Below are 14,971 nucleotides of genomic sequence, written 5' to 3' on the forward strand. Positions count from 1 at the left end.
TATAAATTGAATATTAATTAAGCGCTTTCAGTTCCTGAAAAATGGGCTTCCAATTCTTTTAAAGTAGCATCACTGGTTACCAAATCCTTAACTATTTCTCCTTTTTCAAGTACTACAATACGCTCACAAACATCAGTAACATGTAAAAGATCATGACTGGAAATCAATACGGTAACACCTCTTTTTTCAGCTAATTCCTTGATGATGTTTTTGAGTCGAATTTGTGTAGTTGGATCCAAATTGGCAAAAGGCTCATCTAGAATAATCACTTCTGGATCTCCAATCAAGGCTGCAACAATTCCCGCCTTTTTTTGATTTCCTTTACTTAAATCCCTTAAATATTTCTTCTGCCCTAAGATTTCTCCATGAAAAAAATCTTCAAACTGGGCCAAAAGCGCATCTACATCTGCTTTGTTTCTTCCTCTTAACTCCCCAATAAAATAGAAATACTCCTCTGGAGTCAAATAACCGATTAAGAAACTCTCATCAATAAAGGCCGAAGTAAAAGGCTTCCAATCTTCACTCAAATTCACTTGAATCTCATTGTTCTTAATAAAGCCTGTGGAAGGATTAATTAAATCCAACAACAAACTGAAATAGGTGGTTTTACCCGCCCCATTGTTCCCAACCAGACCAAAACTTTGTCCTTTGGGAATATCCAGCTCCTCTATTTTTAGAACGGTCTTCTTATTATATGTTTTTGAAAGGTTTGATGTCTGTATCATAATTTTGAGGTATTAACTGTCCTGACCAAAGGCACTGATCATTTTATATTTTGACTCCAAATATTTTTCCGTTATAAATCGCATTAATTTTTGATGGAACAAGATTCCTATAATTCCCAATATGGCCAACACGGCACAACCCGTCTCAAAATTGGAAATGGCGTAAACACCACCAAAAATAGCCAGTGGTAATAGCATTAAAGGAATTCCGATAAGCCACTGTACGGCACCTGTTCCTTGGTAATTAAATGCGGCTCTTTGGCTAAGGTCTATTTTCTTCCTGTTAAACGCCCCTCCAAACAATACCACGTGGGTATTAATCCCAATATTATATAGGGCTGCCGCAAAATGAGCCAATAAAATTTTCCATCCAAAATATACATAAGGGATACTCAACACAAAAAGAATAATCACACTCATGGCCATAAGGGTAAACTTAGATTTTAAGTACTGCTCATACTTGATATTTTGGCTCATCAGCAATTTGTAGTAGGCACTATCCCAAGCTGGAATGAATTGGCCAAAACTGATCATAAAAATACCCGTCACAAAAATCCCTACAAATCCAAAAATCCAAGGCATTTCTTGATAGGTGGGATTGGGATAAAATGCCAAACCATATAGTAATCCAATTATCATTAAAAAAGCTGAGGATTTAGATCTCTTGTTTCTCCAAATCAGCTTTAAATCCAGTTGCATGAATGGTGCTAAATCACCAAACCTTTTGGTCCAACCTAAATCAGCCACATTTACCTCAGCTACCTTGGACTTTAACGAGCTATCCAAATACAATTTTTGTTTTAAAATCTTGAAATTAAAGAGATAAACCCCTACCAAAATCAAAATCAAAACTATCAGATAAATGGGTTGATTATATACCGCTGTAATGGCATTCCCCGTGAATTTTGACAGTGAAACAATATCAAAATAATTCAGTGCAAAAAGGCCTCCAACCAAGACAATAATTGGCAAAAAGGCCAGCTCACTGTCTGACGAAAAACTTTCAATAATGAAATTCAAAAAGTTCATTATTAAGGTCATGATGATCATGGCCAAAATCCAAACCAATACCGACACCAATGGGTAATCATTAATAATTAACATGACGCCAAATGGAATGACGGCAAATAATGGCAAGAAATTAATAAAAGAAAGTGTCGATTTTCCTAAAACATAATTGACAACCTTACTTCTTTTGACGGGCAATGTCAATAATGGCTTGACACTCATTACTGGCAATTTCTGAAAAAAGAACCTTATCATAAGCTCAGCCAACCACCAATAAAATAACACGCCATTTACAATAATGAGCGGGTTCTGATCTGGAAACTGCTCTTTAAGAATAGGATATAAAGCAACACCCATCACCAAAAAGGAAGCCATAAAATATAAAGCCAATAATATCAAAAGGATATTAAGTGCCACACTTTTTTGCCAGTGGGACGACCTAAAAAACTGCTTCCATTCAAGATTTAAAAAATGAGAAATTTTCATCATTTGAAAGAGTTGGTTCTACATATATTTTTGAGCAATCTGCTGAAGTTTCATTCCCCAGCTTTGACCAATGACCATCCCTTTTTGAGATAATTTAGACTGGCTAGCTGATAGTTTTTTACCCAATTCTGTTTGGTAAAATTTATTTAATTCTACTATTTCTTCTTCTGAAAATTCATTCATGTAAACTTGAGCCAAATCTGTGTACAATTGGTCTAAAGTCCCTTTGGCTTCCTTTAAATAATCAGGCTTTTTGTCCTCTGGCACCATATTTCCAATTTGGGTAATCACATCCTCAAACATTTGGGTTGCCCCCGTTGCTTTTATTAATTGAATGGTTTGTGATTTTAAAGAGGCGTCTTCTTGAGCTTGAAGTGAAATAGAGAATACAAGCGCCAATACAAAAAATAGGTTTTTCATAATTAAATATCAATTGATTAATAGGATTCAAGTAATGAGTAACAATATTACCAATTTTGTTACAATCACAGTCTTAATTGAGCAGAATGTTCCCTATTTTTGTGGAAAATTTATTCCATGGAATTTCACAAACTATCCATAAAAGATATTCAACGCGTTACTTCTAAATCAGTAGCCGTAAGTTTTCAAATACCTCAAGATTTAAAATCTGTATTTACCTTTCAAGCAGGCCAATACATTACACTTAAGGCTCAAGTAGACGGTGATGAAGTAAGAAGAGATTATTCTTTATGCTCTTCACCCAAAAGTGGTGAATTAATGGTTGCCATTAAAGAAGTAGAAGATGGTACCTTTTCAGCATTTGCCAACAACGCCTTAAAAGTAGGGGATGTAATTGAAGTAGCTCCTCCAAGAGGACGCTTTATATTTACGCCTAATGATAAAATCACCAAAAATATTGCAGCATTTGCTGCAGGAAGTGGAATCACTCCTATCATGAGTATTATTAAATGTGCTTTAGAGGAAGAAGTTCACAGTAAAATGGTTTTGGTTTATGGTAATAAATCGACAGATGACACCATGTTTATGGATGAATTGCTTGATTTACAACACCAATTTAGTGAGCGATTAGCCATTCAATTGGTTTTTAGTCAATCTCCAGAAGATGATGCCATTTTTGGACGCATTGAGAAAAGCACTGTCAATTTGGTCATGAAAAACAAGTATAAGCACATCGATGTAGATGCTTACTATTTATGTGGACCTGAAGGCATGATCTTTACCGTAAAAGATGTCTTGATTGAAAATGGCGCTGATGAAGATCGCATTCATTACGAATTGTTTAAAGCAGCCAATTCTGATGAAGTGAATGTAGATTCAGATATTGCCTCTGGAACTGGTAACACTCACGTAACGGTAACTGTTGATGATGAGGAAATTTCATTTGAAATGTCTCCTAAACAATCCATTTTGGAAGCGGCCTTAGACCATGATGTAGATGCACCATATTCTTGCCAAGGAGGTATTTGCAGTAGTTGTGTTGCTAGATTGAAAGAAGGAGAGGCTACCATGAGACAAAACAATGTTCTTACGGATAGCGAGATTGCGGAAGGTTTAATTTTAACCTGTCAAGCTCATCCCACTACTTCCAAAGTAGTCGTTGACTATGACGATATCTAAATTTAAAAGGGTATTATTGAGAGCTAGATAATAGCATTCACTTTGTTGACTATTGTTTCTGGCGAGATTGTTCGTGCAGCCTCTTGATAATCTTTTGGATATTTGTTCCCGTAAATCGATGTTGGAATTTGCGGGAACATTTTTCTATTAGGTACTAGGGAATAATCTGAAGGTTGATTAAAAGGTGTAAATCCTGCATATGGATGCGTTACTCCCCAAACTGTAATGACTTTAACACCTTTCATCGCTGCCAAATGACCATTTCCAGAATCCATGGAAATCATGACGTCCAAATTGGAAATCACATCCAGTTCCTCTTGAAACTGAAGCTCCCCTGCTAAATTTATAATGTTACTATGAGGGTTTTCTAACTTCTTTAATTGCTTAATTTCATCCTCTCCGCCACCAAACAAAAGCACTTTGTGTTTTTCAGCTAATTTGGAAATTACTTTTTCCATTAAATCCAAAGGATACATTTTGCCTTTATGAGCAGCAAACGGCGCAATTCCTACCCACTTCAAATGATCCTTTCCAAGTATAGAAAGTACGTTGTCGTTTAAAGTTTTTCTTTTAGGAAATTGAGGTTTTGACAAATTCAAAGGATAGCCCAAGGTTTCAAAAACATCGCCATATCTCTGAGCAGAAGTTTTTAATTGGGAAAAAAGCTTTCCCGCAACCAAAGCTTTCTTTTCTGCCCGTCCTTTATCAATGGCAGCCGACTTAAAATCCATTAAGAAAAATCTTAAAATTTTAGATCTTAGTACGTTATGAAGGTCGGCAACGGCATCAATTTGATGTTTCCTAAGTTCTCTAGAAAGTTTAAACAAGCCCCACATTCCTTTATGGTTGCCCTTTAAATCAGCTTCAAAAACCGTAAGATTGGGGATTCCTTCAAATAAGGGACTAAAAAATCCTCGAGTTAAGACGGTTAATCTCAGGTTGGGGTTTTCATTTACCAACTCTCTGATTACTGGCACAGAAATAGCTACATCACCCATAGCAGATAAACGAATTACCAGAATATGCTTGGGTTTACCCATATAAAAGGACTATTTATTGGCTGCTCTTAAAACTGGATTTAATTCATCATCGTTGTACATTTTCATTTGTTTATAAACTTTCATGTACTTGTCACCATTAGAAATATCATTCAATAAATCATCAATGGCAGTTGATAAATCTGTGCGTTGTTCCAAAAGCACATTTAATTTATTTTGACAGGCTTCCCTATGGGCCTCAGAAGCATCTTCCCTGTTGGCTTCAACAGCCATGTGATATATTTTCAATGCCAAAATGGAGAGTCTGTCAATTGCCCATGCGGGACTTTCAGAATTAATCTTGGCATCCGATTTTACTTGTACATCTTTGTACTTATCTAGAAAATAACTATCAATAAACTCAACCGTATCCGTTCTATCTTGATTGGAAGCATCTATTTTACGCTTTAGCGTCAAAGCTGCTACCGGGTCAATATTGGGATCCCTAATGATATCCTCGTAAGCCCATTGAACCGTATCAATCCAACATTTCCTGTATAAAAGGTGACCCAATAAATCTGATTCTTTATCATACTTATTTTCAAATGGTTGATCTACAGTGTTTTTAACCTTATAGGTTTGAATAGCTTCTTGGAATATTTTGTTAGCTTTATCTGAAATCATAACTTCTAAATTATAGATACAAATATACTTCTTATTATTAACTTTACTACAATCAACAACACGCCTTTGATATGCAAATTCACGATCTTTCAAAAACCAACTCACTTCTGAATAAATTTATTTCTGAATTACGAGATGTTTCCATCCAGAAAGATGCCATGAGATTCAGAAGGAATATTGAGCGTGTGGGAGAAATTCTAGGTTATGAATTAAGTAAAACACTAACCTATTCTAATCAAGAGGTAAGCACACCTTTAGGAACTTCAACAATTTCATTGCCCGATGAAGCCATTGTACTTTGTTCCATTTTGAGAGCCGGAATCCCTTTGCACCAAGGCCTTTTAAACTATTTTGACAAAGCCGAAAATGCTTTTATTTCTGCTTACAGACATCATAAAGACGATCCTAAATCCTTTGATATCATGGTAGAATATTTAGCTTGCCCAGATTTAGATGGTAAAACACTTATTTTGGCTGATCCTATGCTGGCCACAGGACAGAGCATGGTAGCCACATTTGAAGCTTTAAAACCCTTTGGAACTCCCAAAAGCATTCATTTGGTAAGTGTTATAGGAGCCAATGAAGGTTTGAATTTCGTCTCAGAACATTTTAATCAAGATGTTCACCTCTGGATCGCTACCGTTGATCAAAAATTAAATGATAATAGCTATATAGTTCCTGGTTTGGGAGATGCGGGTGATTTAGCCTTTGGACAAAAACTACAAAATTAACCCCACCACCGGAGTCAATACCAGAATCCAAACCAATACTTCCTGAAACCATTTTTCATTAATGATTTCAAAATAATTAGTAAGAATTATGGATAAAGGCACAAATAAAAAAATGAATTCAGCACCTGTTTTATTTGGAGAAATAATAAGGATTAATATAGAAATAATCGTAGCAATCAAAATCAAAATAAATGAGGGTTTATAACTCTTGGATTTAGATTTTATATTCCTCACATAATAAAAAAGCGACCAAATAAAATAGGCTATAATTATGGTAGCAGAGGTAATAATCTGTGGTTTGTTTAAGGTTGAAAAATCTAAACTTATTTGATATGGCATGCTCCACAGGTATTCAGACAAATTCATTTGGAAAATAATCATAAATCCTACCGCAATCATAGCTATTGTTAACATGCCTAAGATAGGAATAAACCAATCTTTAATATTTACGATTCTAAAGAGGAATAAAGCAGCAAAAATAAGAATGAAAAACAACCCAGACCAGAAATAAAACAAGGTGGCAACGCTTATCCATAGAGCCGCGTCAAAGAGCTTTTTCTTAACCTCCTTTTGAGTTCTTAAACTCACTATTCTACGTAGGGCAAACATCACAAACAAGTTGGCAAAAATCAAATTGGTATCCAAAAAAGTTTGTGGAATCATGGTCATAAAGAGGGTGAAAAACAACACCCTGAAACTATTTTTTTTGGTTAGTTTGTTCTTGCTAGTTACAAAGTCAAAAACAAAAACGGTCACCAAAACAACACCAAATATGCCGGCTTGTTTAAAAAACTCCAAAAAACCAAAAGGAATATTTGTTAAAAAAAGTTTAGAGATGACAAATGCCACAAGTAGCACCAAACTAATGATAACTAGGTGTATAGGCTTTGATTTACTAAAAAAATTGGCAATCATAAATCTCAGGGTTTTCCAAAACAACTATTGACTATCCTTAGCCAAGGAATAATTAAAAAACAATCCTTTTAAATTAATTTGAAAAAAATGTACTTTTGTCAGGTAAATATAAAACTATGAAAGATTTCTTTTACGCGATACAGGATTTATTTGTAAATGTTTTGTTTGCTCCATTAGATGCTCTTAGAGCATTAGAGCTTGAAAGTTGGGCTGCTGCAAACACTCTAAATTGGATTTTCATGATTGTTGGAGCAGTTGCTTTCACATACTGGATGCTACAACTTAAAAAATACAATGATAACAATGAGGAAGATAAATCAATTTCTTCCCATTCTTACCTATAAATCAAATCCGATATCCTTACGATAATACATCTTATCAAAATTTAGTTTTTCTATATTTTGATAAGATTTTTTTAGTGCCTCTTCGTAAGTATTTCCATAGCTAGTCATAGCTAGTACACGTCCGCCAGAAGTAACTACTTTACCATCTTTTAAAACTGCTCCGGCATGAAAAGGTATGGAACCTTCAATTTCATTCAGTCCTGTTATTTCTTTACCTTTTTCATAAGCTTCTGGATAACCTCCTGATACGGTCATTACTGTTGTTGCAGCACGCTCATCAATTTCAATTTCAATAGCATCTAAAGTACCATTAGCCATAGCAACCAACACATCAACCAAATCATTTTTCAGTCTTGGCAAAACAACCTCCGTTTCTGGATCCCCCATTCTCACGTTATATTCGATAACCTTTGGGTCTTCCCCTACCTTAATCAATCCAATAAATATAAACCCTTGGTAAGGAAGGTTGTCTTTTTGTAGTCCCTCTACGGTAGGCTTAACAATTTGACCCTCAATTTTATTCAAAAACGCTTCTGTTGCAAATGGTACTGGAGAAACAGCACCCATTCCTCCTGTATTCAATCCTGTATCACCCTCACCTATGCGTTTATAGTCTTTTGCTGTAGGCAAAATCTTGTAATTTTTCCCATCGGTAAGTACAAAACAACTTAATTCGATACCATCCAGGAATTCTTCGATAACCACTTTGGAACTGGCATCACCAAATTTGGCGTCAACCAACATGTTTTTCAATTCCGCTTTGGCTTCATCTAAATCGTTTAATATCAAAACCCCTTTTCCGGCTGCCAGTCCATCTGCTTTAAGAACATACGGAGGATTTAAGGTTTCTAAAAATTTGAAACCTTCTTCTACATTACTGGCATTGAAACTTTCATAGGCTGCAGTTGGAATCTCATGACGTATCATAAACTCTTTTGCAAACTCTTTACTGCCTTCAAGTTCTGCAGAAGCTTTTACCGGGCCAATAACAGGAATGTTTTTCAAGACTTCATCATTCAAAAAGAAATCATGAACCCCCTGAACCAAAGGATCTTCTGGCCCAACAACCACCATATCAATTTGCTCTCTTAAAACCAATTCTTTAATAGCTGGGAAATCGGTCACTCCAATATTCACATTTTCTGCTATGTTTGCCGTACCTGAATTTCCAGGTGCAACAAATAGTTTTTCGCATTTTGGACTTTGAGCGATTTTCCAAGCAAAGGTATGTTCTCTACCTCCAGAACCAAGAATTAAAATAGTCATGATATTTGATGTTTGCTGCAAAAATAATTGCTTTTGGGCTTAAAAAATAATTATTTTACAAAAACATAAATCCTTTCATCCTCTTGAATTTATTTGATCTTTCTTTGAAATTAAATGGCTTTCCATTGCGAAAAGCCAAGATCAAATTAGACCAAATCCAAAAGTTGGAGGATGAAGCTTTCGAATCATATCTTCAAAAGCGGAAAAAGGACATAGTTACCTACCATTTAGAACACAACCCCTTTTACAAACAACTATCTCAAAATGTGGATCCCAATCGTTGGGAAAGCCTTCCAGTTTTAACAAAGAGAGATTTGCAACAGCCTCTAGAAAAAAGGCTTTCCAAAGGGTTTACCGCAAAAAATGTGTATGTAAATAAGACGTCGGGTTCTTCTGGCGATCCCTTTATTTTTGCAAAGGATAAATTTTGTCATGCTATGACTTGGGCAGTCATTCAAAATCGATTTGGTTGGTATGGATTGGATTTTAATGTGTCAAAACAGGCTAGGTTTTATGGCATCCCTTTGGACCAAAAAGGGTATTACAAAGAACGATTTAAAGATTGGTTGAGTAATAGGTATCGATTTTCTGTTTTTGATTTAAGCGATAACGCTCTGAGATTATGCCTTGAGAGATTTAGAGAAACTCCATTTGATTACATCAACGGTTATACCTCTTCAATTTTACAATTTGCTAAATTCCTAAGCAAAGAAGGCCTTATTCTTAATTCAATTTGTCCAAGTCTTAAAGCTTGTATGGTAACTTCAGAAATGCTGTTTGAGGAAGACAAACTGATAATGGAAGCTTCCTTTGGCATCCCTGTAATTAATGAATATGGCGCCTCTGAACTTGATTTAATTGCATTTCAAAATCCCAACGATGAATGGCTTTTGAACAGCGAAACCTTATTTGTAGAGGTTTTAAATGATGAAAACAAACCAGCTAAACCAAACGAAGAAGGCAAAATAGTTATTACGTCTCTTTACAATAAAGCGCATCCCTTCATTAGGTATGAAATTGGAGATTTAGGCATTTTATCTGGAGAGAGTTCCTGTAAAAAGCCTATTTTGAAAAAGCTAATTGGACGAACCAATGATATGGTGGTTTTGCCTAGTGGAAAAAAAGCCGCTGGACTAACCTTCTATTATGTTACAAAAGCTGTCATTGAAAACGATGGGAATGTGAAGGAATTTGTAGTTGACCAAATAAGTCCCAACACTTTCAAAATCAAATATGAAAGCACCAAAGATTTGAGCCAAGAGACCAAACAAAATATCGTATTTCAATTGGAAACCTATCTTGAAAAAGGTTTGAGTATTCAATTTGAGCGAAAGGAAAAAATTAAACGAACAAAATCAGGTAAACTCAAACAGTTTACCTCGCTAGTAAAATAACATATGAATATCACAATAGTTGCTGGTGCCCGGCCCAACTTTATGAAAATAGCTCCAATAATTGCCGCTATAGAAGAGAAACAAAAAGAGGGATTCAACCTTCAATATAGACTGGTACACACGGGCCAACATTATGATAAAAACCTGAGTGATACTTTTTTTGAGGAATTAAACATTCCATATCCTGATATCAATCTAGAGGTTAAAAGCGGAACACAAGCTCAGCAAACAGCTGCCATTATGATTGGATTTGAAAATGAGCTTAAAAGGAATCCTTCAGATTTGGTATTAGTAGTAGGCGATGTTACATCTACCATGGCATGTACAATTGTTGCAAAAAAAGAAGGAGTTAAAGTAGCTCATATCGAAGCCGGAATAAGGTCTGGAGATATGACTATGCCTGAAGAAATCAACAGAATTGTCACTGACAGTTTAACTGATTATTTTTTTACTACTTCAACCTATGCTAACCAAAACCTAAAAGCATCTGGAGTTCCTGACCAAGCAATTTATTTTGTTGGAAATGTAATGATTGATACCTTACTTAAAAATGAAAAAAGATTTTCAAAACCCGAAATATGGCATTCGCTTGATTTAAAGGATAAGCATTATTTGGTGATGACCATGCATCGACCAAGCAATGTGGATGAAGAACATCAACTAGAGAAATTAATTACAACGATCGTTAAAAAAAGTGATCAAACCCCCATTATTTTTCCCGTTCATCCCAGAACTGAAAAAATGCTAAAAAACCTTAATCTAGATTTTGAAAAACTGCATTTAGTAGCCCCATTAGGGTATTTGGAATTTAATTATCTCGTAAAACATTCGAAAGGCGTGTTGACCGACTCGGGGGGCATCACCGAAGAGACCACCGTAATGAATGTTCCTTGCATCACTCTTCGTGAAAACACAGAAAGACCTGAAACTTGTGAATTAGGAACCAACATTTTAGTCGGCCATGATCTTTCCAAATTGGATTTAGCATTAGACGATTTGCTTTTCAATAAATGGAAGGAAGGTTCCATTCCAGAGTTATGGGACGGAAAAGCTGCAGAACGAATTGTTAATCAAATAATTCAAATACATCTGTAAAACGTGAAGGAAATTTGCATTATAACAAACTATTTTCCTCCAGAAACAGGTGCGGCTTCCAACAGGATTTTTCAGCTTGCAGAAGGTCTTAAATCCAAAGGATTTGAAACGACTGTTATTTGTCCACTACCCAATTATCCAACCGGAAAAATATTCGCTGAATATAAAGGCAAATTAAGGCGTCTAGAGGATAATAATGGAATAAATGTATGTCGGCTTTGGATTTTTGCTAGCAATTCCAAAAATAAGCTCTTACGACTTTTATCGATGCTTTCCTTTAGCTTGAGTTTGATTTGGTTTGCTATTTGGAATAAAATCCCGAAAACGGTCATTGTCCAATCACCACCCTTATTGGTGGCCTTTACAAGTATGTTCTTTTTAAAAAGTAAAAAAAGAAAATTAATCTTAAACGTAAGTGATTTATGGCCTTTAGCCGGATTAGAACTTGGTGCTTTTAAAAAAAATCTCAATTACCGCATCCTAGAAAGAATCGAAAAACATAACTACCAAAAGGCCCATTTAATCTTAGGGCAAAGCGAAGAAATTTTATGTCACATCAAAAAGATATACCCAGAAAAAGAACTGTTCCTATATAGGAATTATCCAAATTTTAAATCACCTTATTTACCCGAAGCTCTTACAGATGAAGAAAGAAAAATCAAATTAGTTTATGCTGGCCTTCTCGGAATAGCACAAGGCATTTTAAAATTGTGCAACAACCTAGATTACTCCAAAATTGAATTTCATATTTATGGCTCTGGTGCCGAAGAAGATTCAATTAAATCCTTCATTGAAGCAAACAATCATTTACCTATCTTTTTCCATGGATCCTTGTCCAGAGAAAAATTACATAAAGAACTTTTGGATTATGATTTGACTATCATTCCATTACTCAACAGAATTTATGGGTCTGTACCTTCAAAAATATTTGAATACGCCAAACTTGGACTTCCAATGCTTTATTTTGGAGGTGGCGAAGGTGAAACTATTATAGAAAAAAATTCACTAGGCTGGGTTGTTGAACCCGGTAATTATAGTTTGTTAAATGATACGATAAATAACATTCGTCTCAATGTGCTTACTTTGGATAAAAGAAACAATATACAAACGAAGGCCGAAGTTATTTTTGACTATGAAAGACAACTAAACGAATTGGTTAAAATAATCTAATACGCTTTTTCATCACCTTTAACGGCGCTGATAAAGGTTTTAACTATTATCTTGAGGTCTAATAGAACAGACCAATTTTCGATGTAAAAAATATCATATCTAACTCTACCTATAATGTCTTTGTCGGTTTCAACCTCCCCCCTAAAACCACTTATTTGAGCTAACCCAGTAATACCTGGCTTTACGAAATGTCGCACCATGAACTTATCAATCTTTTTTGCATAAATGTTGGTATGGCTCACCATATGGGGTCTTGGGCCCACTACTGACATATCTCCAAAAAGAACATTGAAAAATTGGGGCAACTCATCAATGCTTGTTTTTCTAATGAATTTACCAACTTTTGTTACCCTGTTGTCACCTCTAGTTGCCTGATAAAGGTGTGCATCATCATTTGGAGTCATAGATCTAAACTTATAACAATCAAATTCTGTATAGTTAAATCCATTTCTAGACTGTTTAAAGAAGACTGGACCCCTAGATTCTAATTTAATTAGAATGGCGATAATCGGTGTTAACCAAGAGAGGATAAATACTATCACAAAAGAAGCAAAAAGAATATCAAAAGCGCGTTTAAGAAATTTGTTGACGGGCTCTTCAATTGGGATATTTCTTAAAGATAAAATAGGGATGTAATCATAATACTCATATCGCAGTTTTTTGGAATAAATATCCTTATTGTCCGGTAAAAACTTCAGTATTTTAAGATTGTTATCGGCATAATCGATGACCCTTAAAATTTGATTGTTGGACAATTCGGATATGGAACAATAAATTTCATCAATTCGCTCTTCGTTCATCAACCTAAAACAAGATTCCAAATCAAAACTCTCCTTGTCCTTTACATTAAATGTTTTTTTGTGGATATAACCATATTCTGGATTTTGAGTGAAAAATTTCTCAAGTGCAAGTGTTTGTTTGTTTTTCCCTAAGATGATAGTATTTCTGAAATTTCCACCAAAAGCAGATCGATATTTTTGAAGCAAATAATAAAGAGTAAACTTAAAAAATCCAACTAAAACAAAACAATTGAAAATATATCTGGCAATTGTCAAATGATTTGAATCCAACTCACTGAAAAACCCAAAAAAGGCAAAAACGATAAGAGTGAATAAAAATATTTGTTTTAATAATAAAGAAAAGATACTAATCTCTCTAGTATACCTATATACCTCATAAAAATTTGAAAAAAGAGATAGAATGACCCATGACAAATTGATGTAAATCATGAACGACCAAAAAAATTCTGGTTCGATCATAAAGGAGGCCAAAAAAGAAATCAACAAAAGATCTATTAGATAAGAAATAGGTCGGATGTATATTGAATATCTTCCGTGTTTAATTGTACTCACGCAGTGTTATTGGCTGTTAGTTATGTAAAACATAACTAACAAAATTAAAATTTATTATGCTGAAATAAGAAAATGTAAAAATAGAACAACTAAAAAATCATATCGAATTAACTTGCTTTAATTTAAACTCTTGATATTTCTCTTCGACAAAGGTCTTAAATTCATTTTCAAATCGTTTCCTTGAAAATTTCTCAGCATGCTTCCGGATTTCTTCAGGGTTGAATTTCTTAGTTTCAAAATAATCTATTGCCCCTTTTATACTTTTAATATCTTGGTCTCTAAACAATACTCCGGTTTTATCATGCAGTACAGTCTCATTAATACCTCCCTTACCCAATCCAATTATTGGAGTTCCACAAGCTTGAGCTTCAACTGGAATAATCCCGAAATCTTCTTCAGCAGCAAAAACAAAGGCTTTTGCAGAGCTCATGTACTTGTGAAGGTCCGATTGGCTCAAAAAACCTGTAAATTCGATATTGGATTTTGCCATCTTTTTTAAACGCTTCATTTCAGGACCATTTCCCGAAATAATCAATTTCTTTTCGGGCATTTGGTTAAACGCTCCAATTATTAAATCCATTCTTTTATAGGAAACCAATCTGGAAGCTGTAAAATAGTAATTCTCTTTGTTGCTATCAACTTTAAAAGATTCCACATCAACAGGAGGATATATTACAATTGACTCTCTATTATATATCTTTTTAATTCTTTTAGCAATATAATGAGAGTTTGCAATAAAGAAATCGACTCTATTCGAGTTAATCACATCCCAAACTCTAATTTTATGCAAAATATATTTGGCGAAATAAGATTTTAATCCAGAAGTTAAATTCGCATTTGACAGATACTCATGATAAAAATCCCAAGCATATCTCATAGGCGAATGACAATAACAAATATGAAGTTGGTTATGATTTGTTAACACCCCCTTTGATACAGAAGAAGACGAACTTACAACCAAATCATAATTTCTCAAGTCAAATTGCTCTATAGCCATGGGAAAAAAAGGCAAATATCGTCTGTGGTTCCTTTTTGCTCCTGGAAAATTTTGAATAAAACTCGTATTAACAGGTTTTGATTTCAGAATTGATTTTTTATCGTCATAATTTAAGAAATCGATTAAAGCAAAATGCTCAAAATCATCATAGACATTGTTCATTGAATGAATGACCTTCTCTGCACCTCCATTTACATAATACCAATCATGAACTAAAGCTTTTTTCAT

Annotated in this window: 15 protein-coding genes; 6 read left to right on the forward strand and 9 right to left on the reverse strand. The window is 34.6% G+C overall.

Features of this window, described 5'->3' with window-relative positions:
• Window positions 1-17: 17 nt before the first annotated feature.
• The 3 genes from ZA07_RS05590 to ZA07_RS05600 are packed head-to-tail and all read right to left on the reverse strand — an operon-like array spanning window position 18 to window position 2,639.
• Window positions 18-725: an ABC transporter ATP-binding protein gene (locus ZA07_RS05590; protein ID WP_053970737.1), complete on the reverse strand. Its 708-nt coding sequence runs from the start codon at window positions 723-725 to the stop codon at window positions 18-20.
• 12 nt (window positions 726-737) lie between these two features.
• Complete coding sequence (locus tag ZA07_RS05595; protein WP_231628637.1) at window positions 738-2,222, reverse strand: DUF5687 family protein; 1,485 nt, start codon at window positions 2,220-2,222, stop codon at window positions 738-740.
• 15 nt (window positions 2,223-2,237) lie between these two features.
• Window positions 2,238-2,639, reverse strand: a complete 402-nt coding sequence (locus ZA07_RS05600) for a DUF2059 domain-containing protein (protein WP_053970739.1) — start codon at window positions 2,637-2,639, stop codon at window positions 2,238-2,240.
• A 117-nt stretch (window positions 2,640-2,756) separates the two neighbouring features.
• On the opposite strand from ZA07_RS05600, the gene ZA07_RS05605 reads away from it, so the two are divergent.
• Window positions 2,757-3,818 carry a ferredoxin--NADP reductase gene (locus ZA07_RS05605; RefSeq protein ID WP_053970740.1) on the forward strand — a complete coding sequence of 354 codons (1,062 nt, stop codon included), beginning with the start codon at window positions 2,757-2,759 and terminating at the stop codon, window positions 3,816-3,818.
• A gap of 23 nt (window positions 3,819-3,841) precedes the next feature.
• On the opposite strand, the gene ZA07_RS05610 is transcribed toward ZA07_RS05605, so the two are convergent.
• Both ZA07_RS05610 and ZA07_RS05615 read right to left on the reverse strand, forming a co-directional pair.
• Window positions 3,842-4,858: a glycosyltransferase family 9 protein gene (locus tag ZA07_RS05610; RefSeq protein WP_053970741.1), complete on the reverse strand. Its 1,017-nt coding sequence runs from the start codon at window positions 4,856-4,858 to the stop codon at window positions 3,842-3,844.
• A gap of 9 nt (window positions 4,859-4,867) precedes the next feature.
• Window positions 4,868-5,479 (reverse strand): DUF4254 domain-containing protein, encoded by a 612-nt coding sequence (locus tag ZA07_RS05615; RefSeq protein WP_053970742.1) that lies wholly within the window; start codon window positions 5,477-5,479, stop codon window positions 4,868-4,870.
• Between the two features lie 71 nt (window positions 5,480-5,550).
• On the opposite strand from ZA07_RS05615, the gene upp reads away from it, so the two are divergent.
• Complete coding sequence (upp, locus tag ZA07_RS05620) at window positions 5,551-6,210, forward strand: uracil phosphoribosyltransferase (RefSeq protein WP_053970743.1); 660 nt, start codon at window positions 5,551-5,553, stop codon at window positions 6,208-6,210.
• Here upp and ZA07_RS05625 read toward each other — a convergent pair.
• Window positions 6,199-7,125 carry a DUF6427 family protein gene (locus tag ZA07_RS05625; protein WP_053970744.1) on the reverse strand — a complete coding sequence of 309 codons (927 nt, stop codon included), beginning with the start codon at window positions 7,123-7,125 and terminating at the stop codon, window positions 6,199-6,201. The two genes, upp and ZA07_RS05625, sit on opposite strands and share 12 nt — an antisense overlap.
• A 116-nt stretch (window positions 7,126-7,241) precedes the next feature.
• Between ZA07_RS05625 and ZA07_RS05630 the strand changes: the two genes are divergently transcribed.
• Window positions 7,242-7,469 carry a hypothetical protein gene (locus ZA07_RS05630; protein WP_053970745.1) on the forward strand — a complete coding sequence of 76 codons (228 nt, stop codon included), beginning with the start codon at window positions 7,242-7,244 and terminating at the stop codon, window positions 7,467-7,469.
• Here ZA07_RS05630 and purD read toward each other — a convergent pair.
• Complete coding sequence (gene purD / locus ZA07_RS05635; protein ID WP_053970746.1) at window positions 7,464-8,735, reverse strand: phosphoribosylamine--glycine ligase; 1,272 nt, start codon at window positions 8,733-8,735, stop codon at window positions 7,464-7,466. The genes ZA07_RS05630 and purD overlap by 6 nt on opposite strands.
• 125 nt (window positions 8,736-8,860) lie before the next feature.
• On the opposite strand from purD, the gene ZA07_RS05640 reads away from it, so the two are divergent.
• From ZA07_RS05640 to ZA07_RS05650, 3 genes are read left to right on the forward strand one after another with little or no spacing between them, the layout of a single operon-like run.
• On the forward strand, window positions 8,861-10,129 hold the full coding sequence (locus tag ZA07_RS05640; protein ID WP_231628638.1) for a phenylacetate--CoA ligase family protein: 1,269 nt from the start codon (window positions 8,861-8,863) through the stop codon (window positions 10,127-10,129).
• 3 nt (window positions 10,130-10,132) lie between these two features.
• Window positions 10,133-11,224, forward strand: coding sequence for a non-hydrolyzing UDP-N-acetylglucosamine 2-epimerase (gene wecB / locus ZA07_RS05645; RefSeq protein WP_053970748.1), 1,092 nt, complete (start codon window positions 10,133-10,135; stop codon window positions 11,222-11,224).
• Between the two features lie 3 nt (window positions 11,225-11,227).
• Window positions 11,228-12,394, forward strand: coding sequence for a glycosyltransferase family 4 protein (locus ZA07_RS05650; protein WP_053970749.1), 1,167 nt, complete (start codon window positions 11,228-11,230; stop codon window positions 12,392-12,394).
• On the opposite strand, the gene ZA07_RS05655 is transcribed toward ZA07_RS05650, so the two are convergent.
• Both ZA07_RS05655 and ZA07_RS05660 read right to left on the reverse strand, forming a co-directional pair.
• Window positions 12,391-13,746 (reverse strand): undecaprenyl-phosphate glucose phosphotransferase, encoded by a 1,356-nt coding sequence (locus ZA07_RS05655; RefSeq protein WP_255349986.1) that lies wholly within the window; start codon window positions 13,744-13,746, stop codon window positions 12,391-12,393. The genes ZA07_RS05650 and ZA07_RS05655 overlap by 4 nt on opposite strands.
• A 97-nt stretch (window positions 13,747-13,843) precedes the next feature.
• The gene (locus ZA07_RS05660) at window positions 13,844-14,971 is read right to left on the reverse strand and encodes a glycosyltransferase (RefSeq protein ID WP_053970750.1); all 1,128 of its coding nucleotides are present in this window, start codon (window positions 14,969-14,971) and stop codon (window positions 13,844-13,846) included.

It is taken from the genome of Mangrovimonas sp. ST2L15, from assembly GCF_001280515.1.
GTDB lineage: Bacteria > Bacteroidota > Bacteroidia > Flavobacteriales > Flavobacteriaceae > Mangrovimonas > Mangrovimonas futianensis.

Coding starts and splice junctions, on each gene's coding strand:
- ZA07_RS05590 (WP_053970737.1), bottom strand. CDS start 725: ATGATACAGACATCAAACCTTTCAAAAACATATAATAAGAAGACCGTT.
- ZA07_RS05595 (WP_231628637.1), bottom strand. CDS start 2,222: ATGATGAAAATTTCTCATTTTTTAAATCTTGAATGGAAGCAGTTTTTT.
- ZA07_RS05600 (WP_053970739.1), bottom strand. CDS start 2,639: ATGAAAAACCTATTTTTTGTATTGGCGCTTGTATTCTCTATTTCACTT.
- ZA07_RS05605 (WP_053970740.1), top strand. CDS start 2,757: ATGGAATTTCACAAACTATCCATAAAAGATATTCAACGCGTTACTTCT.
- ZA07_RS05610 (WP_053970741.1), bottom strand. CDS start 4,858: ATGGGTAAACCCAAGCATATTCTGGTAATTCGTTTATCTGCTATGGGT.
- ZA07_RS05615 (WP_053970742.1), bottom strand. CDS start 5,479: ATGATTTCAGATAAAGCTAACAAAATATTCCAAGAAGCTATTCAAACC.
- upp (WP_053970743.1), top strand. CDS start 5,551: ATGCAAATTCACGATCTTTCAAAAACCAACTCACTTCTGAATAAATTT.
- ZA07_RS05625 (WP_053970744.1), bottom strand. CDS start 7,125: ATGATTGCCAATTTTTTTAGTAAATCAAAGCCTATACACCTAGTTATC.
- ZA07_RS05630 (WP_053970745.1), top strand. CDS start 7,242: ATGAAAGATTTCTTTTACGCGATACAGGATTTATTTGTAAATGTTTTG.
- purD (WP_053970746.1), bottom strand. CDS start 8,735: ATGACTATTTTAATTCTTGGTTCTGGAGGTAGAGAACATACCTTTGCT.
- wecB (WP_053970748.1), top strand. CDS start 10,133: ATGAATATCACAATAGTTGCTGGTGCCCGGCCCAACTTTATGAAAATA.
- ZA07_RS05660 (WP_053970750.1), bottom strand. CDS start 14,971: ATGAAAAAAGCTTTAGTTCATGATTGGTATTATGTAAATGGAGGTGCA.